This is a genomic window from Prevotella falsenii DSM 22864 = JCM 15124 (genome assembly GCF_000613945.1).
In the GTDB taxonomy this organism is placed as follows: Bacteria; Bacteroidota; Bacteroidia; order Bacteroidales; family Bacteroidaceae; genus Prevotella; species Prevotella falsenii.
The window spans coordinates 1-25030 of the sequence record NZ_BAJY01000001.1; the positions used below are offsets into that span (position 1 = coordinate 1).

At 42.0% G+C, this 25030-nt stretch carries 19 protein-coding genes and 1 tRNA gene; 9 read left to right on the top strand and 11 right to left on the bottom strand.

What is annotated here, in order from left to right; all coding sequences use genetic code 11:
• Positions 1–231 precede the first annotated feature (231 nt).
• Positions 232–2232, bottom strand: a complete 2001-nt coding sequence (locus tag JCM15124_RS00005) for a leucine-rich repeat domain-containing protein (RefSeq protein WP_036884756.1) — start codon at positions 2230–2232, stop codon at positions 232–234.
• Between the two features lie 1099 nt (positions 2233–3331).
• Between JCM15124_RS00005 and JCM15124_RS00010 the strand changes: the two genes are divergently transcribed.
• A complete protein-coding gene (locus JCM15124_RS00010) occupies positions 3332–3868 on the top strand; it encodes an LOG family protein (RefSeq protein ID WP_024997774.1) in 537 nt (178 codons plus the stop codon).
• A 66-nt stretch (positions 3869–3934) separates the two neighbouring features.
• Positions 3935–4489: a DUF3332 domain-containing protein gene (locus JCM15124_RS00015; protein ID WP_024997775.1), complete on the top strand. Its 555-nt coding sequence runs from the start codon at positions 3935–3937 to the stop codon at positions 4487–4489.
• A 300-nt stretch (positions 4490–4789) separates the two neighbouring features.
• Here JCM15124_RS00015 and JCM15124_RS00020 read toward each other — a convergent pair whose 3' ends face one another.
• The 4 genes from JCM15124_RS00020 to xerA all read right to left on the bottom strand — a co-directional run bounded on the left by JCM15124_RS00020 (position 4790) and on the right by xerA (position 8592).
• Complete coding sequence (locus JCM15124_RS00020) at positions 4790–5542, bottom strand: SIMPL domain-containing protein (protein ID WP_024997776.1); 753 nt, start codon at positions 5540–5542, stop codon at positions 4790–4792.
• A gap of 223 nt (positions 5543–5765) precedes the next feature.
• Positions 5766–5836: transfer RNA gene (locus tag JCM15124_RS00025), tRNA-Gln, on the bottom strand.
• 633 nt (positions 5837–6469) lie between these two features.
• Positions 6470–7630, bottom strand: a complete 1161-nt coding sequence (locus tag JCM15124_RS00030) for a hydroxymethylpyrimidine/phosphomethylpyrimidine kinase (protein ID WP_024997777.1) — start codon at positions 7628–7630, stop codon at positions 6470–6472.
• Between the two features lie 29 nt (positions 7631–7659).
• Complete coding sequence (gene xerA, locus JCM15124_RS00035) at positions 7660–8592, bottom strand: site-specific tyrosine recombinase/integron integrase (protein WP_024997778.1); 933 nt, start codon at positions 8590–8592, stop codon at positions 7660–7662.
• 65 nt (positions 8593–8657) lie between these two features.
• Here xerA and aroQ point away from each other — a divergent pair, with 65 nt between their 5' ends.
• Both aroQ and JCM15124_RS00045 read left to right on the top strand, forming a co-directional pair.
• Positions 8658–9089 carry a type II 3-dehydroquinate dehydratase gene (gene aroQ / locus JCM15124_RS00040; RefSeq protein ID WP_024997779.1) on the top strand — a complete coding sequence of 144 codons (432 nt, stop codon included), beginning with the start codon at positions 8658–8660 and terminating at the stop codon, positions 9087–9089.
• A gap of 20 nt (positions 9090–9109) precedes the next feature.
• Positions 9110–9748 (top strand): O-methyltransferase, encoded by a 639-nt coding sequence (locus JCM15124_RS00045; RefSeq protein ID WP_024997780.1) that lies wholly within the window; start codon positions 9110–9112, stop codon positions 9746–9748.
• 421 nt (positions 9749–10169) lie between these two features.
• Here JCM15124_RS00045 and JCM15124_RS00055 read toward each other — a convergent pair whose 3' ends face one another.
• The 3 genes from JCM15124_RS00055 to kbl all read right to left on the bottom strand — a co-directional run bounded on the left by JCM15124_RS00055 (position 10170) and on the right by kbl (position 15029).
• Positions 10170–12788, bottom strand: coding sequence for a TonB-dependent receptor (locus tag JCM15124_RS00055; RefSeq protein WP_232220016.1), 2619 nt, complete (start codon positions 12786–12788; stop codon positions 10170–10172).
• Complete coding sequence (locus JCM15124_RS00060) at positions 12785–13627, bottom strand: GLPGLI family protein (protein ID WP_036884800.1); 843 nt, start codon at positions 13625–13627, stop codon at positions 12785–12787. The genes JCM15124_RS00055 and JCM15124_RS00060 overlap by 4 nt, the downstream gene beginning before the upstream one ends.
• A gap of 214 nt (positions 13628–13841) precedes the next feature.
• Positions 13842–15029: a glycine C-acetyltransferase gene (kbl, locus tag JCM15124_RS00065; protein ID WP_024997784.1), complete on the bottom strand. Its 1188-nt coding sequence runs from the start codon at positions 15027–15029 to the stop codon at positions 13842–13844.
• Between the two features lie 183 nt (positions 15030–15212).
• On the opposite strand from kbl, the gene JCM15124_RS00070 reads away from it, so the two are divergent.
• The gene (locus JCM15124_RS00070) at positions 15213–16166 is read left to right on the top strand and encodes an NAD-dependent epimerase/dehydratase family protein (protein WP_024997785.1); all 954 of its coding nucleotides are present in this window, start codon (positions 15213–15215) and stop codon (positions 16164–16166) included.
• Positions 16167–16270: 104 nt separating this feature from the next.
• Here the strand turns inward: JCM15124_RS00070 and JCM15124_RS15605 are convergent, their stop codons facing one another.
• Positions 16271–16483, bottom strand: a complete 213-nt coding sequence (locus tag JCM15124_RS15605; protein ID WP_156930563.1) for a hypothetical protein — start codon at positions 16481–16483, stop codon at positions 16271–16273.
• Positions 16484–16789: 306 nt separating this feature from the next.
• Here JCM15124_RS15605 and JCM15124_RS00075 point away from each other — a divergent pair, with 306 nt between their 5' ends.
• A complete protein-coding gene (locus tag JCM15124_RS00075; protein WP_024997786.1) occupies positions 16790–18904 on the top strand; it encodes a T9SS type A sorting domain-containing protein in 2115 nt (704 codons plus the stop codon).
• A gap of 209 nt (positions 18905–19113) precedes the next feature.
• On the opposite strand, the gene JCM15124_RS17240 is transcribed toward JCM15124_RS00075, so the two are convergent.
• Positions 19114–19224 (bottom strand): T9SS type A sorting domain-containing protein, encoded by a 111-nt coding sequence (locus JCM15124_RS17240; protein WP_506256103.1) that lies wholly within the window; start codon positions 19222–19224, stop codon positions 19114–19116.
• A 37-nt stretch (positions 19225–19261) separates the two neighbouring features.
• Positions 19262–20632 (bottom strand): leucine-rich repeat domain-containing protein, encoded by a 1371-nt coding sequence (locus JCM15124_RS00080; protein ID WP_024997787.1) that lies wholly within the window; start codon positions 20630–20632, stop codon positions 19262–19264.
• 767 nt (positions 20633–21399) lie between these two features.
• Here JCM15124_RS00080 and JCM15124_RS00095 point away from each other — a divergent pair.
• From JCM15124_RS00095 to JCM15124_RS00105, 3 genes are all read left to right on the top strand, one after another.
• Entirely contained in the window at positions 21400–23520 is a 2121-nt protein-coding gene (locus JCM15124_RS00095; RefSeq protein WP_232220017.1) for a porin family protein, read from the top strand.
• Between the two features lie 106 nt (positions 23521–23626).
• Positions 23627–23947: a metal-sulfur cluster assembly factor gene (locus tag JCM15124_RS00100; RefSeq protein ID WP_024997789.1), complete on the top strand. Its 321-nt coding sequence runs from the start codon at positions 23627–23629 to the stop codon at positions 23945–23947.
• A 34-nt stretch (positions 23948–23981) separates the two neighbouring features.
• Entirely contained in the window at positions 23982–24746 is a 765-nt protein-coding gene (locus JCM15124_RS00105) for a UDP-2,3-diacylglucosamine diphosphatase (RefSeq protein WP_024997790.1), read from the top strand.
• Positions 24747–25030 lie beyond the last annotated feature (284 nt).

Sequence of the window (25030 nt, forward strand, 5' to 3'; positions counted from 1 at the left end):
AATATAATTCTTTATACACCTTATTATATATAAGGGGGACAGCACGAGAACTTTGCAAAACTTACATTTGAATAGCTTATAAAGCTATAAATAACGTGCGTTCGGCATAAGAAAGCAGGTTAAGCAGAAAATCTCTCACAGTTTCATTAGCGAACTTGCTTTAAAAATATCTGTGAAATAGCCTGCTTAACCTGCTTTATTATGCTGAGCTCATATTAAAATAGAGGTCATCTACCAATATATTCTCTTGAACATTTTACCATCTACCTGAATGAATATCACGCCTTGATACTTACCTTTCTGTATGAAAAGGGTCTGAAGACCACCCTTACATACATCTTTACTCAAAATATTTCCATTGACATCATACACCGTAATGCCCTTGCCTTGCAAATTTTGAGGAGTGTAAACTTGCAACTTTCCATTATCAGTGAACCACACATCAACACCTCTTCCGGTTTCTATCTGATTTAATCCTGTAGGGGTTTCTTTCCCCTCGTAAAGATTCTTGCCATTGTTTTCCTTATTTTTGTAATCATAAACCTGCCAATTCTTATTACTGGCAGCTTCAACATCTTTTTTAGTGCATAGGTTCTCTTCCGTGGGGTTAGTAGTGTCAATAACATAAAATTCGCCTTTTTTATTATCTTCTCTCATAGGTAACATGTTACACAGTGCTTCCATTTCTTTCCCTTTGATTTTATTGCAGAAGCAGTATACAGCTTCCAGTTGTAGATTTCCGTTAAGAGTAATGCCGGAAAGTGTATTATATTCACATGAAAGCATTCGCAGTTTAGCGAGTTCCTTTAAGTTTAACGTCGTAAGTTTGTTCTTTTTGGCATAAATACTCTCAATAAGGGTATTCTTACTTAAATCAATTTCTTGAATCTGATTATTCTCAAATGCAATTGTTCCAAGATTTATGCAAGGTTTTACATTGAGTTCTTTAAGTTCATTATTTGAGACAAATAGCGTAGTCAATGCATTATTAGTATCAAAGTTCACTGCCGAGAGCTTGTTGGTATTGAGTGAAAGCAAAACCAGTTCCTTATTTTCACTCAAATCAATTTCTGTCAATTCATTTTCATACCCTAACAACTCTTTAAGTTTCTTGTTGTTTTTAAGTTTTAATGCCTGAAGTTTGTTCTTTGAACAATTAAGAACTTCCAAATCTGTACATTCTTCAACATTGAGCGCAGTAAGATGATTGTCCATACACACAAGCTTATTTAACTTGCCATAAATGTTTATTTTCTCTCCGGTAATAGGCAGGCGCACTGTTTGATTAAACACGTTTTGTTCCTCACCATAGTCATATTCATTGTTGTTGTTCAAGTCAATCCAAACACTATCAACCTCTTGTTCGGGAACACTAAGGTTCAGCAACCATTCGCCACTTTGTCTATCTGTGGTTAAGGTAGCCTTGGGCATTGAAGTTAGGTAACGATTATGGTCTGAGCCTTCATAGTCTATTTGCCCTGTAAAATATTTCACTTCCCAATTTTTGCCCTTGGCTTGTTCTACCGAAGTCTTTAGAATTTCATTCTTCTCTTTCTCATCTACGCTGTAAAGCACAAACAATCTTCCTGCTATACTTTCTTGCGAACGGTCGGGAAGACTTTCCACTAACTTTTGCATGGCATCGGCTGTGAGAATGTTTTTAAAGCAATCTATTCTTAATAGTTTAGTGCAATTGGGCACCTCAAGTTTATCAAGTTGATTGTCATTTACGTCCAGTTCTTCCAATGCAGGGGTTTGGGTAGGCAGTGCTATACTGTTAAGTTTGCAGCCACTTACATTAACCTTCTTAAGATTACTATTTTCTGAAAGGTCTAACGACGTGAGTCCTTCAGAATAGGTGCATTTTAACTTTTGGAGATGAGGGTTATTCTTGATATTGATTGCAGCAATCGCATTGTCTTTGCTACCGCAGTCAATATCAATGATAGGACCGTAAACCTTCAAAGTTTTGGCGGTGCGTGGTCTACTATACCAATACCATTCCCACGTACCAATGGTTTCATTTTCGTCTTTCTGACCATTATCATTCAAATCTACCCATACTTTAGCTTTATCTTCATCGTTAGCTACAGCAAGTGATAGTGCCCATTTTCCTGTTTCTTGCCCCGAGGTAAGCTCAATATATGGTTCCACAGGTGAAGTTTGAGCCATGCAAACATTGCCAAATAAAGCAATTGTTGCAACCATTAATAAAGAATAATTCCTTTGCATACTTTGATTGTTTTTAAAAAGATAAATATTCTATTTGCTTTCAAATTGATTTCAAGGAGTAGACCTATATCGTTCCTTCATTTTTTGACAGATTATATACCGGCAATAACTTAGTTTAGAGAGATTTTTCAATTAGCTTTCTATCTCTTGACCCTCATATTTATATTACGCAAGCCTTTCGGTATAGTTTCGCGCGAGGGCGATATTTCTTATTAAGAGAAACATACAAGCCAACAAAAGAAATGCTTTTCTCATTGTATAAGTCTCCTATATGCAGCTCGATAATTTAGTTTAATCATCAAAACTTCAAAGGCAAAGCCGGTAAAGCCATATGAATGCAATTTATCCATCTTCCCGCTGCGTGGAAAAAGAGATATAATTACAATTGGCACAAATATACTATTATTCTTTTTTAAAACACAATAAAATCATAATAATATTACATTTTTACAGAATAATTCTATAAATAAGTACAGCCATATCATAAAAGGGAAAATGTAAAACAAGATATTTTATAATATAAGTTCGATATAAGGAGTACGACGGTATGTTATCTATAAGATGCTTAAAGGACGAACTGATTATGATTTAATTTGCTTATAATCGAAAAGAAATGAATATCTTCGTCAAAATTCTTACACCGAACACACATTATTTATAAACGAAAAGAAAACAACAGATAAGTTAATATTCTTCACAAATGCAACTATCGCTTAACCATCTATTCATCAGAGCATTACGAAACCTATTGTTTCACGTTCCAAAAGCGACTGTTTCGCAATATCAAAACGCAGTTGTCGCTTTTTAACGGAATTACCATTACAAAGTTAAACGGAAAAACTCTCACTGTTTCATCAGGGGTATTTGCTTAAAAACATCTGTGAAATAGCCTGCCTGACCTGCTTTCTTATGCCGCAACCCGCATTATAAATAAAAGGAAGATTTTGCAATGAATATCGTTTACAAACATTAAAAAGTAGCCAATAAGTTCTAAAAAACAAGTAAAAAGTTCGACAAGTACTTGGTTCAACTATTGTAATAGCGTACTTTTGCAAAAGATTGAATATATTCAACAAATAAAAAATATAATATCAAGGATATGAAAATAGGTGTATTTTGTTCCGCAAACAACAACATAGACCCGGTTTTTTTTGAGCGAACAAAGGAATTTGGGCAGTGGATAGGCACAAACCACCATACCGTAACTTACGGTGGGTGCAACATCGGACTGATGGAATGTATTGGCAAATCGGTACACGAAGCCGGAGGAACAACCATAGGTGTCGTACCTCGTCTCGTAGAAGAAGGCGGAAAGAAAAGTAAATACATCGACATAGAGTTTCCTTGCGACAACCTATCTGACCGCAAAGACTTGCTAATGATGCAAAGCGACATTACCGTGGCACTCCCCGGCGGCATCGGTACACTCGATGAAGTATTTACTGTTGCCGCTTCTGCCTCCATAGGCTACCACAACAAGCGTGTCATATTATATAATGTGGAAGGCTTTTGGAACTCGCTCATTGCCTTATTAGACGATTTACAAGCGCACGGTTTCATACGTGGCGACTACCATCAACGCATTGACATAGCCAATAGTTTCGAGGAACTGACAGAGAAAATTATGCAAAAATAAGCAATGCACAGTAAAATAATATCCGCATATTTGTAACAATAAAATATCAACAAAACTTTATTCATTATGAAAAGAAAAGGAATTAAAACGGCAATATGCCTTATGGCCGGAACAATGTTAGCAACTTCTTGCGTTGGTTCGTTTACAATGTTCAACAAGTTGGCAAAATGGAACAGACGTGCTACCGACTCTAAGTTCTTAAACGAACTTATTTTCCTTGTTATTTCGCCAGCCTACGCTATCGCAGGTACAATAGACGCACTCATTCTGAACTCTATTGAGTTCTGGACAGGCGACAACCCAATGGCAAAAAACATTGGTAAAACCAAGAATATCAAGGGCGACGACGGATTGATGTATGCTGTAAAGTACCTTGAAAATGGATACGAAATCACTCGTCCTAACGGCAGTGTTTTCCACCTGACTTACAACAAGGAAGAAAACAACTGGTACATGAACGAGAATGGCAAGGAAAACAAACTCATACACTTCAACGAAAACGGTACAATAAAGGCATTCTTAAACAATGGAATGACTATGGACGTTACTCCGGATGCCACCGGTTTGTACGAACTTCGCCAAGCAGTAGCAGGCACAAGCTACTTTATGGCAACACGCTAAAAAACAACAATAAGCCTAAAGAATGCTATTCGGAAAAGCATCTTTTAGGCTTATTTCTTTTCATTGCTGTTCGGCAACAGCTTTAATATTACAAAAGACATCTGCCGGATTGCCCGCTTAGGGGTAATCCGGCAGATGTTATTTTAAACCCCAATCGGTCGTTAGCGTACTAATGACCCATTGGGGTTAAAGCAAGCCTCCTAATGAAACAGCGAGAGATTTTCAGTTTAACCTTGTAAAGATAATTCTCTTAAAAAGCGACAACTGCATTTTTACATTGCGAAAGCGTAGGTTTTGCCATTAGCGTGGCGAATAAGTAGCACGTATTGTGATACTTGCTTTCTTCTCTTTATCGCTTGTATTGAATGTTCCGCCCCAGCTGTAGTCCTCGCTACTGTTCAGTCCGACAATCTGGAACACGCCCATCGACGACGATTGCAGACTGCCTACAGAAGCATTGCAGCCTTCCGCAATGGTTTCAGCACGCTTGTAGGCATCGATGCCGGCATTATGCAGAAGTTCCATCTTCAAGTCGTTGAGCTTGGTATAATAATAGAGCGGGTCGTTGCTGCTGAAGTCTACGCCATGTTCGTAGAGTGCAGATATTTTCTGATAAGCCTTTTCTACAACAGGTAAATTGTGCGAAGTTACTATGATATACTGCGTTACGGCATATCCGTCGTCAATATCGAAGTATCGTTCAGCTTTTGGATCATACTCGCTTCGTGTCTGTTTTTCAATGCTGACACTGTTGGCTTCGATGCACGAATCGGGAATATTGTTGTCGCGCAAATACTTTCTTACCTGACGGTTTGAGCGGTCGAATTCGGCATAGGCATCACTCTTCTTGAATGCTTTCCCACTGACGGTGATATTCCATACAATAAGGTCGCTCGTAATTTGCTTTTCTGCCATACCTGTAACCTGAATTTTGTTTTCCCCACGACGGAAGTTTTGCAACCCATGTCCTATTTGCCAACAGGCTGCCACTGCCGCAACACCCACGATAAGGGCAAGTGCGACCTTTACGATTTCTTTTTGTTCTATCTTCATAACTTTCCTATAAATTAGTTATCTTTCTATTTTTTATGGGGCAAATATAAGTAAATTATAGCAATTTATCAAATTATTGCAACTTTTTTCAGCCTTTTCTATGGTGGGACTGCATATTTAGATTTCAACAAATCATATACAAGAACGGTGTTATGGGTGGTGGAAGTATCAATAAAAAAAAATCCACAAGCAGAAAAAAGCTGCATGTGGACTTTTAAAGAAGTTGTCCTAGGCGGATTCGAACCACCACAAACAGAACCAAAACCTGTTGTGCTACCATTACACCATAGGACAATTACGAGTGCAAAGATAATGCTTTTTTAGTTTATGCACAAATTTTTAGTCGGGAAAATGCATAAATTCATGCTTTAAGGGAGTTTTTTTGATTTACCGCAATTTCGGTTGCTGCGTTTTCAAACCTTATTTCTACGTGAGTTCGGTATAAGGATTACACCGGCATATTATTTATTAAGATACTTAAAGAAAGAATTGATTATGATTTAATATGCTTATAATCAATAAGAAGTGAGGTGTCTTCGTCCTCAAATTCTTGCGCCGAGCTTGCGTTATTCATAAACGAAAAAAAGACAACAAAAGTGTAAATATTTTTCACAAGAACAATTATCACTTAACCATCTATCCGTCAGCGTATTACAAAACCTATTGTTTTGCGTTCCAAAACCGTAGGTTTTGCACGGTAAAAGCGTAGGTTTTGCATTGCAAAACCTACGCTTTCGCAATGTCAAAACGCAATTATCATTTTTTAAGAGAATTATTATTACAAAACTAAACAGAAACGTTCTCACTGCTTCATCAGTGAACTTGCTTAAAAACATCTGTGAAATAGCCTGTTTAACCTGCTCGTTTATACCAAGTTTGCGTTATTTCTGATTTGGAGCGAAAGCTTTAAATATCACACAAACCGGGCTATACGGCTACGCTTTTGGCTTGTTTTCTGTATTGTCCGGGGGCGCAACCCTTCATCTTCCTGAAGAATTTGTTGAACTGTACTTGCGATGAGAAACCGAAAGCGAAGGCTATTTCCTGAATATTGAGGGTTGTTCCGGCCAAGTTTGCTTCCACCTCTTTTATTATATAGTCGTCTATGAGCTGCTTGGGAGTGCGCCCTGCGACACGTCGTGTTACCTGTGCCAAATAGCGGGGAGTAACGTTTAGCGCATTGGCATAGAAGCGTACTTCGCCCGTTTTGCGGTGGTTGGCAGCAATATTGTCCATCAACTGGTTGTATAATTCCAACATTCGGTCGGATATAACCTGTCGGGGCAGGTCGCTACTGTGGTCGAGCAGCTGTGCGTTTGTTCCAAGATTAGAGTCGGCAGAACGCAAAATGAGTTGGCACATATAGTCTGACGCTTGTCCGATGGCGTGCCCTACGGTGTCGCCGGCACAGAGATGAACGGCTACTGCCGACGTGAATGCACCGCCCGAACCGTGTGTGATGCGGTCTATAAAACCGGGGCGGGTGTAGAAATGGGCAGCTGCGCTGTTGCTTTCCACCAGCACATCGGTGAGCGACGCCTTGGCGATGACGCCTCCCTGCAACACTACCGCTGCGCTACCGAGCTGTAAAACCTTCCGTGCCATTCGCTCCAAGGCTTCGTTGCTGTGGGTTTCGCCCTCTTGCAGCATATAGGCGGCACTGCTTTGCTTCATAATAACGATGCTGCTCAATGGGAAAAGCCGCTCTACCATCGCATCTATTACCTTCTTCGGCATAAGCATTTTGCCTTTACTACTGATGATGACAGCGTCTAAAACCACAAATTCAGGATTGTATTCGCGCAATAATCGTTCTACCGTCAGTACCTGTTCCACGCTCCGAAGCATACCAATCTTCACCGCATTGGGTTTCAAATCGTTCAATACGGCACGAATTTGCATATCCAGAACCTCGGCAGGAATGTCGTAAAGTTGCTGTATGCCTTCGGTATCTTGCGCCGTAACCGAAGTTATGGCAGTGGCAGCGTATGCCCCTAACATTGTTATGGTCTTTATATCAGCCTGTACGCCCGAACCGCCCGTGCTGTCCGAACCCGTAATAGTCAGTATGGTTGTTTTCTTTTCCATTGTCCGTTGTTTGTTCTCGTTAGCCGTTTCTATTGCCCATGCTGCCGGTTGTAGGCAATGTTTCGTGGGTGATGGTTAAGAATTTCCTCGCGCAACGTGCCGGTGTCGATGTGCGTGTATATCTCCGTCGTGCCGATACTTTCGTGCCCAAGCATTGCCTGAATGGAACGCAAGTTGGCTCCGCCCTCGAGCAAAGCCGTGGCAAAAGAGTGTCGCAGCGTATGCGGCGATATGGTTTTCTTTATGCCTGCATGTCTTGCGTAGTTCTTAATCATTATCAAAATCATGGTTCGGGTAAGGTGTGCACCACGTCTGTTCAGGAAAACATAGTCTTCTTCGCCCTCCTTAATCTTCATTTGGTTACGGTCGGCGAACCAATAGTCCAGCTCCTGCAAAGCCTTTGGCGATATAGGAACAAGGCGTTCCTTCGAGCCTTTACCCATAACGCGGACGAATTGCTCCTCTCGGTAAAGGTTTGAGAGCTTCAGATGCGTAAGCTCCGACACACGCAAGCCACACGAAAACAACACTTCGATGATGGCACGGTTGCGATGTCCCTCCCATTTCGATAGGTCGATGGCACGCTCCAGCATATCTACCTCTGCCGTCGAAAGCACTTCCGGCAGATGTTGCGGCTGTTTTGGCGATTCGAGCAATTCGGTAGGGTCTGCCTCCATATAGCCGTCGAGCACCAAAAAGCGGTAGAATTGTCTGACACCGCTCAATATCCGAGCCAGCGACCGAGCACCTATTCCAAGGTCGCATACCGCCGCAGCAAAGTTCTCTATATCTTCCAACTTCGCCTCTTGCGGCGTTTTCTCTTCATCAGCAAGAAACTTCAGCAACTTGTCCACATCGTGCATGTAGGCATCGAGCGTATTTGCCGAATAACCTTTCTCCAACTTTAAGTAACGCTGATACTTGCGAATAAGATTAGAAGATGTTTCCTTGCTCGTTTCCATATTATTGTGTATTTTTGCAGAGATAGTGCCCCGATGGGTGCAAAGATAAGTAATTTCTGTGTAATATGAAAATAATCATCATCAATGGTCCTAACCTTAACCTCTTGGGTAAGCGCGAACCAAGTGTTTACGGCAATCTGTCTATGGAGGCATACTTGCCGAAACTGCGTGCGATGTATGCCGATACAGACATTGAATACTATCAGAGCAATGTGGAAGGCGAACTCATCGACAAGTTGCAAGAGGTGGGATTTGCCTGCGACGGCATAGTGCTGAACGCCGGAGCATACACCCATACCAGCATTGCGCTGCAAGACTGCATTCGTGCCATTGCCGTTCCTGTGGTGGAAGTACATATAAGTAATGTGAACAACCGCGAGGAATATCGTCGCCATTCCATGATTGCACCTGCCTGCATCGGCACCGTTCAAGGGTTTGGAATGGACTCTTACCGCTTGGCAGTGGAGGCATTGAAAGGCATAGATAGAAATTCTTGACAGCAAAAAGGCAAGCAACGATGACGGAAACCGAACAGATAGACAAGTATATTCTCGACCACATAGCCCCCGAAGGCGACTATTTGTACCGACTTTACAGGGCAACGAACATACACACCGTTCACGGACGAATGGCAAGCGGACATCTGCAAGGCCGCCTATTGAAGATGTTGGTGCAGATGGTGCAGCCCCGAAACGTGCTGGAAGTGGGCACCTTCAGCGGCTATTCTGCCATTTGCATTGCCGAAGGACTTCCCGACGACGGCAAACTATATACGTTTGAGATAAACGACGAGATGGAAGATTTCACCCGTCCGTGGATAGAAAGCTCGGCAGTAGCCGACAAAATAGACTTCCGTATTGGCGATGCCAACATCGAAGCACCTAAGTTGGGCATTACGTTCGATATGGTTTTCGTAGACGGCGACAAGCGGACGTATCTTGAAACCTACGATACGGTGCTGAAAATGTTGCGCCCCGGCGGCTATATACTTGCCGACAACACCCTTTGGGACGGGCACGTAGCCGATGCAGCCTACGACCACGACCACCAGACACAGGGCATTCGCAAGTTCAACGATGTTGTTGCGCACGACGACCGTGTGGAAAACGTAATACTTCCTTTGCGCGATGGGCTGACCATTGTGCGGAAAAAGTAAAGGCAGATTTCTAAAAACTCATCGTCAGAACAGAGCTACCGCAAAGCCATTCCACGCTTTGCACCTTTTTGTTTTTAGCCTTTAGTAGTACGATAAACACACTCTTAAAAAGTGTTAAGAATGTTAATGTCGCGGCAAAACGCAACCATCGCATAACCATCTCGTAACCAACACATTACAAAACCTATTGTTTTGCGTTCCAAAAGCGTAGGTTTTGCACGGTAAAACCGTAGGTTTTGCATCGCAAAACAGCCGCTTTCGCAAAGCAAAAGCATATGTATCATTTTTCAATCAGATTTGCTTTACAAAATTAAAACTATTTTAACGTTTTCTCTCTGTGCAACAGCAAATCCTTTTAGGAGAAAGTCTGAACTATTAGAACTTTGTAGTATGCAAAGAAAAATATAGAGCTTTATGCTACTCATAGTATAAAACGTATGTCGAATATGATACTTCGTGGACGTAGCTGATAGGAAGTATAACTCTCTGTAAAGTCGCTGTTTGCATAAGAAACGAAAGTTCGGGTGTTGAAAATATTATCAAAATTCAAACGTAGTTCTAATTTTTGGGTTGCTTTATAATTTATGCCTGCATTTAAAAATGCATAGTTCCGTTTGTCGGTAAATCGACTATTGCGGGTGTATTGCATATCGGTTTTGAACATCAAGCGGTTGGGAATGATACTGATGTTGAGCGTAGCATCATTGTTAAAGCTATGTATTTTATTCTGATAGTTGTCTGATTTTGAGCGAAACACCGACCATCTGCAACTTTCCATGAGCCTTATGCCTTTAATAATATCAATTGCAAAGTGGCTTAGAATGGAATAACTGTCGAATCGATAATCGGATACCACCGATTGACGCAGTATTTTAGTTTGGTTAATGGCATAAGTACCTGTGAGCTCAATACTTGTGTTGTGCCAGCCAAACTCCTTTCGCATATTTGCCGTTATTGTATAATTGTTTGTATGATGAGGTAGATATTCCGCCTGCATCACAGTATGCGCATGCTCGTCTATCGTTGTTCCATACATAATATCGCTCCATTGACGACCAACCGAGCCGGAAAGGTAGGCGAAGAACTCGTTAAGAATGTTCTTATACTGTATTTTGGCATCTACGGAAGCCGACTTGCTTTCAGCAAGATTTACCCTGTAACGATTCAATGTGCGGTAGTTTTTCATTAAATAGGCGGTTAAAAGATTTGACCACCCCGTAGGAAACATACCATATCTGCCGTTGGTTGATAATGTCCAATGGTCGGACGCCTTCCATAATAGTGCGAAGGAGGGAGAGAAAAGCAATTTGGTTCGGTGGGCGGTTGTAAGCTCATCGGCAATCGGTTCGTTATCTACTTTTGTATAAATGAGCGACAACGGCAATTTGAACAACATTCTGAAATTGTTCTTTACATATTGTAAACTCGCCCCAATATTGTTTTTTAAAGTAAAATAACCCATATCGCCTTTGTTTGACGAAGATATATCAGCGTGGGTAAGCAATGAGGTCAGCCCTACATATTCAACGTTTAACGACGCTATGGGTGCTATTGTCCAATGATGACGACGTACGTTTCTAACGAGGGAAAACTCGTTGTAGCTTCCCATATTGGTTACTTTGACATCTTGTCCGGCTTGCATATCCTCGGTAATTGTGAGTGCCTGTGGATTAGTCTGTGCAAAGTTGGTGCTGCTGATTTCGAAGCCTCCGCCATTGGTTGTACGGTGAATCCATTGTGTTTTGTTGCTTACGCCAAGGTTTCTACTGAAGGCATGCTGCTGAATACGTGAATTGTTGGATAACACCATACCGTTGTCTTCGTTCCATTGCCCGGACAGGTCGAGTGTATTGCGTAGAAAAGTATGGTCGGCATTGTTCTCGAAATCTAATTGAAGCGTTGCCGAATTGGTGGTGTGGCGAGAGGAAATATCCTCCGTTATGGTGCGAATGTTGGCTTCAGGCAGTAGATATGTAGTTTGGGAATAGCTGTTTTGGCGTTGTATGTCGTGCCCGTAGGTTAAGTTGTAATGTATCTGTGCGGTCTTGCCTAACTTATGAAGGTTGCTGAAAGAGATATTGTGCTGATTGTTTCGCAGGCTTTTTCCTAATGGGGATAAGCCGGGGAAGATAACGGAAGTCATATTGGAAGCACCAAGGTTGTTGCCTCCATAATAGGTTGTAAGCCAGTTTACCGATGCTCCAACATTATCGGTTTCGTAATAAATAACATGCTGACGCTTAAGTCCGAAGTACATAAGACCTGCATCTGCACTCCATTTCATACCGTCAGCATCATACCCTATCCCAAGATTAAGCGACTTATTCCACGTGCCTTTGGCTTTTTTCTTCAGTTTCAAATTGACCGCAGCCGACTCCGGTGGCAACTGATCTTGCAGAGCTTTGGTAGGTTCGTGGTTCTCTAATACTTGTACAGTACTTACATCTTCTGCTCTGATACCATTCGTTGCAATATTATACCTACCCTGCAACACGTCCATATTCTCGATATAGAAATGATTGATGGGTACACCTTGATACTTGATAATGCCGTCGTTGATGGTGATACCGGGTAGTTGCTTGAGTATATCGCCTATGGTACGGTCGTGTTCCTTCATGTAGGAAGATACAAGATAGTTGAGTGTATCCCTGCTACCCCATATCTTTTGCGCTTTCACGACCACTTCTTTCAATGTAATGCTTTCATAGTCTGCTTTGAAATCGATGCGTTGATTTTGAACACTTATCTTTTTTATCTGCTGTTTTATGTTGAATCCGGATAGGCGAAGCAATAGGTTGGGCTTATTGGAACGGAAGGATATGGAGTATTTTCCATCTTCTCCTGTTAGTCCGTGTGCTACGAAAGCAGAGTCTTCTACCTGCAAAAGGGAAAGTATGCACCCTTCTACAGGTTCTTGCTTATTATCAATGACACGTCCGGATACGATAAAGTTAGCAGAATCTTCTAACTCCGTCTGCGCCATACAATATGAAGATAGCAAAAAGCTCAGTACAAAAAAGATAAGTGTTCTCTGTTTCATTCCTTTTCTATAGGATTTTCGAAGGTGAAGAACTTAAGTTTTACAGCTTCGCCACTAAAGCTTACTACAGTAAATTTAATACCATAACTATCCAAATACGCAGCAGGGTCTTTTAAAAGAAGATGTTCTTGCTTTCTTGTTTTCTCTCGATTAGTCTTTACATAGGTTCTGTCCAAGAAGTAGATAGGTTTCGCTTCCTTTGGTTTTTCAACTCCTACAGCTACCCAATGATAGTCGCCGTCTTGTGTTTCTACTTCCATTATCAGCCCCGGTAATCCAGCAAACTTCCACGGACCATAAGATAAGGGTATATCCGTGGTAAACCAAGCTTTATAGTCTCTTCCACGATACCTACATGTAGCTGCTGTGCAGTTATATCCCAATACTATCTTATGCTCTGTTGAGATCTTCCAAGGCATTTTAGGCGTTGTTTCTTCATAAAGATAGGAGCCTGCACCGTCCATATTGTAAATTACAGTAACTTTTCCTTTAGGATAGTTAGTGTAGGTTTCACCCAAATTAGATACCAGTAACATCGCAGCTCTTGAACCACGACTTCCTTTTTCCTGATATTGAGCAGCCATCTTCAAGTCGGCACTGCGTTCGCTCTCTACAAAACTATGGCATATTCGTTGTCCGATGTAAGTGTAAACTTTGTCCTGACGAGGGTTCTTCGTTCCTGTAATATCATACTTAAAATTAAGGTCGTAGGAAACTATAAGTTGGGTTGTATCAATTGCAGTATGCTTGAAAACGTCCAACTCTGATTTACCCTGCGAAAATGATGCAATAGGAATTAGAAGCGATATGGTTAAAAGAATAAATCTATTTGTAATCATACTTTTTAATTTAATAATAGATAGGCACATATATTTGTTAGACATTTAGATAGTTAATAACTTGTTTGTAATGGAGCATTCCCTCAACAAAGTTCTGCCAAACTGTAAACAGGGAAAATAAAAAGCATAGAAGTGCAAAACAAAAAGGTGGGTTTAACACAACCAACGCTGTCTTAAATCCACCTTATTATATTATACTGATAGTGTCTGCGGTTTATTTCAACACGCCAAGTTCTTTACCAATCTTAATGAAAGCGTTGATACACTTGTCGAGTTGCTCGCGGTTGTGCCCTGCAGATATTTGTACACGGATACGAGCCTCGTTCTTTGGTACTACCGGATAGTAGAAGCCTGTAACGTAGATACCTTCGTCGAGCATCTTTGAAGCGTAGATTTGTGAAAGTTTTGCATCGTAGAGCATAACGGCGCAGATAGCACTCTGTGTTGGCTTAATGTCGAAACCGGCTGCCATCATCTTGTCGCGGAAGTAGTTTACGTTCTCCACCAACTTGTCGTGCAGCTCGTTGCTTTCCTTCAACATCTTGAAAACTTCAAGGCTTGCACCAATGATGCTTGGAGCCAAAGAGTTTGAGAAGAGGTAAGGACGGCTGTTCTGGCGGAGCATATCGATAATTTCCTTGCGGCCGGTGGTGAAGCCTCCGAGTGCGCCACCGAATGCCTTGCCGAGTGTACCCGTGTAGATGTCTACACGACCGTAGGTCTTGCAGAGTTCGCTAACGCCGTGTCCGGTTTCTCCAACAACACCTGCAGAGTGGCTTTCGTCTACCATTACCAGTGCGTCGTACTTTTCAGCGAGGTCGCAAATCTTGTCCATAGGAGCAACGTTGCCGTCCATAGAGAACACGCCGTCGGTAACAACGATGCGGAAACGCTGTGCCTGTGCTTCTTGCAAGCATTTTTCCAATTCTTCCATGTTGCCGTTTGCATAGCGATAACGCTTTGCCTTGCAAAGGCGAACACCGTCGATGATTGAAGCGTGGTTCAATGCGTCGGAAATGATAGCGTCTTCTTCGTTGAACAATGCGCCGAATACACCGCCGTTAGCATCGAAGCAAGCTGCGTAGAGGATAGTATCTTCTGTTTTGAAATAATCGGAAATGGCAGCTTCCAATTCCTTATGACTGTCTTGTGTTCCACAGATAAAACGTACAGAAGACATACCGAAGCCACGCTTGTCCATCATTTTCTTTGCACCCTCGATAAGGCGTGGGTGGTTAGACAAGCCGAGATAGTTGTTGGCACAGAAGTTTAATACCTTCTTTCCCTTCACTAAGATTTCTGCTTGCTGTGGTCCTTCAATAATACGTTCTTCTTTGTAAAGACCTGCGTCTTTAAGTCCTGCGAGTGCATCGCAGAGATGTTGTTTCATTTTACCATACATAGCATAAAGTTTTTAATTATTCAACTACAAAGGTCTTGATATTTTTCGAGAAAAGAAACTTAAAAGCAGATTATTTTATAGTAAAGCTGTTTTTTTATACAACATTAATACTTCCAATTCCTAAATTAATCAAAAAAGTATTTAACTTTGCAGCACGAAACGAAAAATCTATTCAATAATAATATGAAAAATATTTTGGTTATTGGCTCTACGGGTCAGATTGGCTCGGAGCTTGTAAGAGAATTGCGCAGCATTTACGGTGGCAACAACGTTGTCGCAGGTTTCATTAAAGGTGCAGAACCTACCGGCGAACTTCTCGAAGGTGGTCCATCGGCAGAATGCGATGTTACAAATCCTGAGATGATTACAGCGGTAGTGAAGAAGTACAACATCGACACAATCTACAATCTCGCAGCATTACTCTCTGTGGTAGCAGAAGGAAAGCCACGCTTGGCATGGAAAATAGGCATCGACGGCTTATGGAACATTCTCGAAATTGCCCGCGAAAACAAGTGTGCAGTGTTCACACCGAGCTCTATTGGTTCTTTCGGACCAAGCACGCCTCACGATATGACACCACAAGACACTGTTCAGCGTCCCGGCACAATCTATGGTGTATCGAAGGTTACCACCGAGTTGCTTTCAGACTACTACCAGAAGAAGTACGGCGTAGACACACGTTCGGTGCGCTTCCCCGGTATTATTTCTTATGTAACTCCTCCGGGTGGTGGCACAACCGACTATGCAGTAGACATCTACTATTCGGCTGTTAAGGGCGAAAAGTTCGTTTGTCCTATCGCCAAGGGCACTTATATGGACATGATGTATATGCCTGACGCCTTGCATGCAGCTATTTCTTTGATGGAAGCCGACCCGACAAAGCTTATCCACCACAATGGTTTCAACGTTGCAGCCATGAGCTTTGAGCCGGAAGAAATATTTGCCGAAATCAAGAAACACAAGCCAAACTTCGAGATGGTTTACGATGTAGACCCATTGAAACAGGGCATTGCCGACAGCTGGCCGGACCGTTTGGACGACTCTTGTGCTCGCAACGAGTGGAACTGGAAGCCACAATACGACCTTAAGAGTATGACTGTCGATATGCTCGAACAGCTCAGCAAGAAACTTCTCTAAGCTGAAACAAGAATAAACGGAGGTTTAAAATACTTCTGACAAGATAGGATAAAAGAGGGTAACCAAAACTTTGAGTTCTGATTATCCTCCTTTCTTTTGCAGTATTAACTCTTTTCGCAGAAGATAAGTAGGTGTCCATAATTAATTGACATTGTATTTACGGCTATTTTCCGGTCAGTCTGCCGTCTTGAAGAAGGAGTGTAGCGGGCTACACGACTGATGAAAGGCGACAGAATGACGGAAAAGAGACGTGAAGACGATGGCAAAGTGAAAGCATAAAAGATAAAAGCAATATAGATACGTTTAATTTTGAACACCTACTTAATACATTTGCTTCTTGCAAATGGTTTCATCATTCAAGTATGATGTTGAAGGCATTCTAAAAGTATCGGCAAAAAAGTATCAATCATAGAAAAAAGCACTCGGATTATTGCAAAAACAGCTTGAAATCACGAAAAGAAGAATAAAAAAAAGTTATAAATACCGAATTTTCGTGCTCTATTCTAAAAAATGTTAGTACATTAGCAAACGACTATCATAGACTATGATTACAGTTACCAAACATTTTAGAAACATCATAATAAACCAAATAATTACCTTTTAATCATTACATTCATTACATTATGAGAAAAAACTATGTACGATTAGCCCTCTTGGCAACCTTTACAGTTGCAGTTACAGGAAATGTTTCTGCTCAGTTAAACAACAGAACAGAAGTTCAAGAAGTTACACAAGGTGTTCTGCCTCAGAAGTTCAAAGCCCCCACTAAAGGTTTCAACTTCGGTCAGAATATGGCAAACGCACCTCAAGTGTGTTTTGCAAAAGCTCCCAGCCAGTACGGTACGGAACAGTTGGTAATGAAAGAAGACTTCTCTAAAATGACTGCCGGCAGCGAGGCTACGCCCGATGTGAACAACAGCCTGATTAAAGATGAGTTCGAATATCCTTGGATTAATACAAAAGACGAGTTCTTCAATACTCCGGGTTGGGGCTCCGGCAATGCCTACTCAGCAGGAGGAATGGTTTACCTTGAAGCAGGTCCACAGGATATGGCACACATCAACACCCCGATGCTAAATGTATCTGATAACGGTGGAATCGCTTGGATTCGCTTCAAGGCACGTACCAAGAATGCCGGCGAAAATCCGCAAGTAATGGTAGAGGCTGCCGAAACCTTCAATATGTCTCCTTCTTGGGACATGATGGGCAGTGCGGTTCTTCCTGAAGTAACCAATGAGTGGAAAGAATACACTATGTACTTCTATGGTGGCGGAAAGTATTCTCTCTTTAATATTGTAGCTGTTGGTGCGCCAATATTTATTGACGACATTGAAGTGTTTACCGTTAAGCAGCACGTAAACACACCAACCATGCTTCCGCACACCAACTATGAAGGCACAAGTTTCGATGCCAACTGGACGGCAGTAGAAGGTGCTACGGGATACAATGTTAATGTATTCACGATCGATAAAACCACCGGCAAGACTGAATATCTTTTCGAAAACAAGCAGGTAACCACCAACAAGTTCAACGTAACGGGTGCAGAATCTGGAAAGACCTATTTCTATAATGTATCTGCAACAAAAGACAGCCACGTTTCTATTCCTTCTGATAAGATGTATGTTTTCAACCTTGTTGCTCCGGAAATGAAGGAAGTCAGCAACTTCGATGGAACGAAATATACTGCATCTTGGGGAACTGTTCCTACAGCTGAACGCTACAACTACATTGCTTACTACGACCGCAAGGCTGCAAAGGCCGGCGAGTTCGTTGTTACCGAAGAGAACTTCACCGATGTAAAAGATGCAGAAGGAAACCTCACAGGTTGGACAAAGGAAAACCCAAATCCCGGTTCATACAGTGAATACTATATTCCTGAAATGAAGCAAGCCGGCTGGAGAGGAACCAACTATGCTCCTTACACCGACTACATCTGCTTGGACGGCTGGCAATATTACCACAACCATACCGATGCAGGTCTTATTTCACCGGAATTGGATATGTCGAAAGACAATGGTAAGTTCACTGTCAATGTTAAACTTGCCGCAGCTTCGACAACCGGTATCGATGAAAACGGCAACGAAATTACTGTTTATACACAAGCAGCTTTCGCACTCTTCAACTATAACGAGACAACTTGCGACTACGAGCAGGCAGAGCTTATCTATCTGAAAGGACACCCTAATGCAGTAAACGACGAATGGAAGAACTTCACAGTAAACTTCACAAAGGGTTCAAAGAAGTCTGTTATAGGTATCTATGCCGTTTATGCTGACGAGCACCTCTACCTTGACGACTTGAAGATTACACAGAACTACCAAGCCGGCGAAAGTCTGAACGACCCATTCTGCTACCGCAGATGGCTCCAAAACCCAACTGCCGAAATTACTATTCCTTACTTTGTCGGTACGTCAGAAGTTACTCACCGCGCATCGGCATACAAGGTTAATAGCGACAAAAATGTGAAGAAGCAGTTTGTAGAGAGCAAGTACAGCGACCTCAAGAAAGTTGGTACTGCCAACAGCATCAGCGGCATCGGACTTGCTAAGGCACTCGTACAGGTAGAAGGCAGCGATGTATGTGTGAACAACATCAATGGCGAGAATGTTCAAGTGTACACACTCGATGGAAAACTTGTTTATAACAACAATGGCGAGAAGAACCTCCGCATTCGTTTGGCACAGCACGGTGCTTACATCGTAAAGGTTGGCACAAAGTCTGTAAAGCTCGTTTTCTAAACATTTAGACAAAGCATTAACAATAGGGCTATCAAAACTTTGGGTTTTGATAGCCCTATTTTCTTTTTCAGCATTAACTGTTTATGCGTAATTGTATGTACGCTACTTCAATATGATAGGATTGAATTAAAAAAATATGACGTCATATTTGGTTGAATATGATGCCATATTTATCAGAATTGGCTTGCTTGTATTACAAGTACCGGAGATTATTGTAAAACTATCTTCTTGCAGATTTGGTGTGTGCAATTGCCATATTTAACAATGTAAACACCGCTTTTTAGCGTAGAGATATTTGCCTTGCCGGTATTTCCCTGCATGCAAATGGCACCGGTCAGCGTGGCGATAGCCAGTTATTTACGTTTGGCGAGAAAGTAATGATGCCGTTTTGCATGTTAATTTCAAAGCATTTGTTTCCGAAGTGCCCACACTTGCAATGCCGGAAGTGATTTCTTCTTCGCCGTTTGTCAGCATCCATCTCTTCGCATTTGCTGCTTTAATAGCCTCATCAGTTAGTGTGTTATGTTCTTCGCCCTCCTCTTGAGAGTTGAAAAAGATAATTTGCCCTGCCTCTTCTTGCTTTTCCAAACCGCTAATCATAGCCAGTGTAGCGTCAGCACTTAGGTTGTTGTGGCTGATGTCTATGGCACGCAACGCCGTACAACCCTTTGCAGAGAACGAATTCAGCAGATTATGGCTGCAAACAATGGCTTGCAACTTCTTCAAACCATCTATATTGAGTTCGGTTAGTTCGTTGAAGAACACGCAAACCGATTCAAGGTTGCTGTTTTTGCTTAGGTCGATGGTCTTCAGTTGGCACCCACCACAGTTCAGTTCAGCAAGTTTGGTCAGCCCATTAAGGTTCAGCTCTTTTATTGATGTTTCCATACAGAAGAGCGTTTCCAGTTCTTTGTTGTGCGATACTTCGAGTTTACCAATGTCGTTGCTGCTGCAAATCAATTCTATCAGATGGTTTTGCCTGCTAATATCTAAACTTTTTAATTTGTTGTCGGTACATTGGAGCTTTGTAAGTAGCACACAGTTTTGCAGATTTAGTTCTTTGAGGGCACAGCTTTGACAATACAAGCTCTTTAGTTTCGTGTTCTTGCTCAAATCCAATGTACCTATTTTGTTCTTCTTGCAATCCATTCCTATGAGTTCGGGGCAGTTCGTTACATCAAGTGCTGTAAGTTTGTTGCTGTAACAGCCCAGTTCTACCAGCTTTTCAGCATTGCTCAAGTCGATGCTTGTTAGCTCGTTGAATTGGCAATATAGTTGCTGCAGTTTCTTTGGAGTGCCTAATTTCAGTTCCGTAAGCGTATTGTCGTTGCAGTAAAGACCTATCAAATCAGCATTCTTCGATACGTCGAGCGTTGTCAATTGATTAATGTCGCACTTTAAAACCTGCAAAGATGTAGCCTGCATACAGTCTATTTCCGACAACGACAGTGATGCACAGACAATTCCCAACACATCGCCTTCCACCTCAATAGTAGGACTTTCGGCACTTGCTTGCAGCGAAATGAATGTAGGTTTCATTACTTCGTCGGTTACGGTATAATCTTTTGCCGTACCGTCGCCCGTATTAATGCGAACCGTTTTGTTCTTTGCAGCAATCGAAATCCTAATGAGGTCTCCCTTTTTCATACTGCTTTTAAGTGTGATTTTCTCTGCCAACGCAGGCAAGCACAATGCTACAAACGTAGCTACGAGTAATATTTTTTTCATAATTTAATAGATTTGTTCGCAACAAAGATACGAAAAAGCAATGAAACACAGTACTCAAATACTGTGGCAATTAACGATGAATATCTACTTATACGTGGGTTCGGCATCAGGAAGCAGGTAAAACAAGTAATATCGCAGATGCTTTTTAAAAGCAAGTTCGCTAATGAAATGGTGAGAGATTTTTAGTTTCGTTTTGTAAAGATAATTCCCTTAAAAAGTGATAATTTCGATTTGACGTTGCGAAAGCGTAGGTTTTGCGTTGCAAAACCTACGCTTTTACCGTGCAAAACCTACGCTTTTGCAATGCCAAACAATAGGTTTTGTAATGCACTGACGAATAGATAGTTAGACAACAGTTGCGCTTGCGAATAATCTTTACATATTTGTAGCCTTATTTTCGTAACTTCTGCCGACTACCCGGCTATCGAAACAAATCGTTTGCGATGCGTTTTAGCTAAAAAATCCGATGCAATTGAAACGCTCCATATCCTTGTTCGGCACATAAAACACATACTGCAAAAGCACGCAGGCTTGAATATCGTTACCGAACAGGGCGACAACTACCATTCGGAAAAACAATGAAACGGTAGCTAAAAAGGTCAGAACAGGCTCTGTCGGTTGGGGTTCAGTGAGATGTCAGACAATTGTCAGCTACGTTTTGCCCGCCTTTTTGCTATTTTAATTAATTTTGTTGGCAGATTATAACGATTCGTTTGCGATGCCATGGCTCGGCAGCAGAGGAACAGAACTAAATTTATTCAATGACGATGAAACGATTTTTTGCTTTATTTTTAATTGCAGTGGCAGGGCAGAACGCTTTGTCTGCCCACCCTTTTTTGCTGAATACAGCACGATTGCAGTACGATTTAACACAGAAAGAAGTAAGCGACACGGTGCAAACGGACAGGAAAGAAAAAACCATAGAACTGTCTGAAGTAACGGTGGAGGCTGCAAGAGTGGTGCAAAAACCTGACGGACAACTTATTTTCCCATCGAAAGCACAGCGCAACAATTCGGTAAACGGATACAGTTTGCTGGCTAAGCTCGGCTTGGCGCGTATCCGTGTAGACGAAGTAACGCACGCCATAACGGCTTTAAACAACAACGGCGACGTGCAAATACGCATCAATGGCGTGGTTGCGACGAAGACAGAGCTGACGAGTATGAACCCTAAGTTGGTGAAAAGCATCGAATTCATCGACAATCCGGGTGTCCGTTATGGCGAAAACGTGGGCTATGTGCTGAACATTCGTACTGTGCGGAGCGAGCGTGGTGGCGCAGTGGGCGTGGATTTGAGCAATTCGCTCACCGCTTTGTATGGCAACAATACGGCGTATGCTAAGTTTAATCGGGGAAAATCGGAACTTTCGCTTTCCTATTCGTTCAATTATCAAGACTTCAAAAAAAACAGAATGAAAGAAGTAGCCGACTATTTGCTGAACGACAACACACGCTATCGCATCGTGCGCACCGACTTATCGAGCCGCTATCGCTTGTTCGGCAACAACCTACAACTGAAGTATAGTCTTGCCGACTCGGCTTCCTACGTGTTTCAAGCAAATCTATCGGGCAACTTCAATCATAGTCCCAATGCCGACAGAACCTATCAGACACTTACACCCGAAGGCAATTTCGTGTCGGAAAGCAATGGTTCGGAGCGGAGTTTCTCGCCTGTTCTCGACCTTTACTATTATCGGAAGTTGGGCAAAAGCAGCAGTATCACAGCCAATTTGGTAGGTACGGCAATCGAAACAAAGGCAAACGACTACCTGAAAGAGGTTTCACCTTATATATATAATGTGGACGGACGAATGCGTTCGCTTTATTCCGAACTTATCTACGAACGGCAGTTGCGCCCTTTCACCGTGTCGATGGGCGTCAATGGGTCGCTGAAACACATACGAAACGAGTATACGGGCGATGTAAAATCGTTGAACCAAATGGACTATTCCACATTGTATATGTTCTCGGAAGTAAAAGGAACATGGCAGAAACTGGGCTACGTGTTTGGCATTGGAGCTACGAACGCAGGCTACAAGCAAGCGACCGACAAATACAACTATTGGCTTTTCCGCCCCAAATTCACTTTGAACTATTCCGTTTCTAAAGCCTTCTCGGTGCGATACAACTTTCAAATCTACGAGCATATATCGCGTATAGCAATGATTAGCGATACAAAAATAAGAGAAAACAGCCGCGAATGGCGTGTGGGAAACCCGAATATAGAGCCCAACAAGGTGGTTCAGCAAATGCTGAGCTTCAACTATGTTCGTCCACGCTTTTACAATATGGTGGATATATTGTTTCGATTGAACAGCAATCCCAATATGTCGAAATATGTTCGCACTGCCGACGACCGGTTTTACTATATGCAAGCCAACCAGAAACGCATTACAATGTTTTGTGTTATGGACAATTTCAACCTTAAAATCATACCCGATGTGATCGAAATGACGTTGGGTGGAGGCATTTATCGTTTTATTAACGAAGGCGACGACTATAAGCACAGCTTAACGGCTTACAACTTCCAAGCTAGCATACAGGCGTACTTGGGGCGTTGGACACTATCGGCGTATGCGGATAACGGGTGGAAATTCAATGAAGGAGAAACGCTTGCGCACAACGGAGGCAATGTCTACATAGGCGGCAGCTATAGTGTGGGCAACCTGCAACTGTCGCTCTACCTTCAAAATCCATTTATGCAGCACCCAAAGACCTATCATACGCACATACTCAATCGCTACGTAACGAAAGATATAGTGTATCGTAGCCGCGAAAATGGCAATCTTTTAAACTTCAATCTTTCGTGGAACTTGGAGTTCGGGCATAGGAAACACAACGACAGACAGCGCAACCAACACAAGGATACCGACACAGGAATTATGTAAATTAGTAGAAAATAGTTGGTAAATGGCACACGGTTGTAAAATATAATCGTTATCTTTGCAATTATTAGATTGCATTTAGCAATTCTATAAATTAAGTGAAAGAGCTATGACACAAGAGGAGAAGGCAAAGATAGAAGAAGATATAGTAGAGGTTTTGAAAACTGTCTATGACCCTGAAATTCCGGTAAACATATACGACCTCGGTATGATTTACAAGATAGACTTGCAGGACGACGGCACGTTGGATATGGATATGACCTTTACATCGCCATCGTGCCCTGCAGCCGACTACATATTCGAGGACGTAAGGACAAAGGTTGAAGGAGTTAAAGGGGTACGCACGTCGAACATAAATCTTGTTTTTGAACCTATTTGGGACCAAAGTATGATGTCGGAAGAAGCACGGGTGGAACTCGGTTTCGACTGATTTCACTTGTAGTAAGCAACGAAACTGTAAGACAATGAAGAATGTTTATTTCCTTTCCGATGCCCATCTCGGTTCGCTGGCAATAGAGCACCGACGAACACAAGAACGCCGCTTGGTACGTTTCTTGGACAGTATAAAGGACAAGGCAGAAGCAATTTATCTTTTGGGCGATATGTTCGACTTCTGGGACGAGTATAAATACGTTGTTCCGAAAGGCTTTACACGCTTCTTGGGAAAGATTTCCGAGCTTACGGATATGGGCGTAGAGGTGCATTACTTCACAGGCAACCACGATGTTTGGACATACGGATACTTGGAAGAAGAGTGTGGAGTGATATTGCACAGACGCGATATAACGACCGAAATTCACGATAAGGTATTCTATTTGGCGCACGGTGATGGGCTTGGAGACCCCGACCCGTTATTCAAAATCCTGCGGAAAATATTCCACAACCGTGCCTGCCAGCGTCTGCTGAACTTCTTTCACCCATGGTGGGGAATGCAATTGGGACTTGGTTGGGCAAAAAAGAGCCGTATGAAACGGCCGGACGGCAAAGAACTTCCTTTCCTTGGCGAAGACAAAGAATATTTGGTGCAATACACCAAAAAGTATATGAAGACGCACAAAGACGTAGACTACTACGTTTATGGGCATCGCCACATAAAGCTCGACCTACCGTTGGACGGCAAGGCACGTATGTTTATCCTCGGCGATTGGATATGGCAGTTCACCTATCTTGTATTCGATGGCGAGCATACCTTCCTCGAAGACTACGTAGAAGGAGAGAGCAAATTATAAAAAATAGCTTTAAATTGCTTATTTTTCACTCGGTTTTCGCTTTTTTATTGAAAAAAAAAAGGCAGTTCGTTGAAAATATTTGCACAGTTCAATGAAATACTGTATATTTGTAGCAGTTATTAAATCATAAAAGATTTAGCAATTCAATACTAAGAAGAAATAATGATTAGTAAAAGATAAAAATTCATCATTTAGAATAAAACTCAGGTTTGTAGATTAAGTTTAGTCAAAAAGGTGGTTGTCGTGATGACAACTACCTTTTACATTTTAAGCCATAAACGATT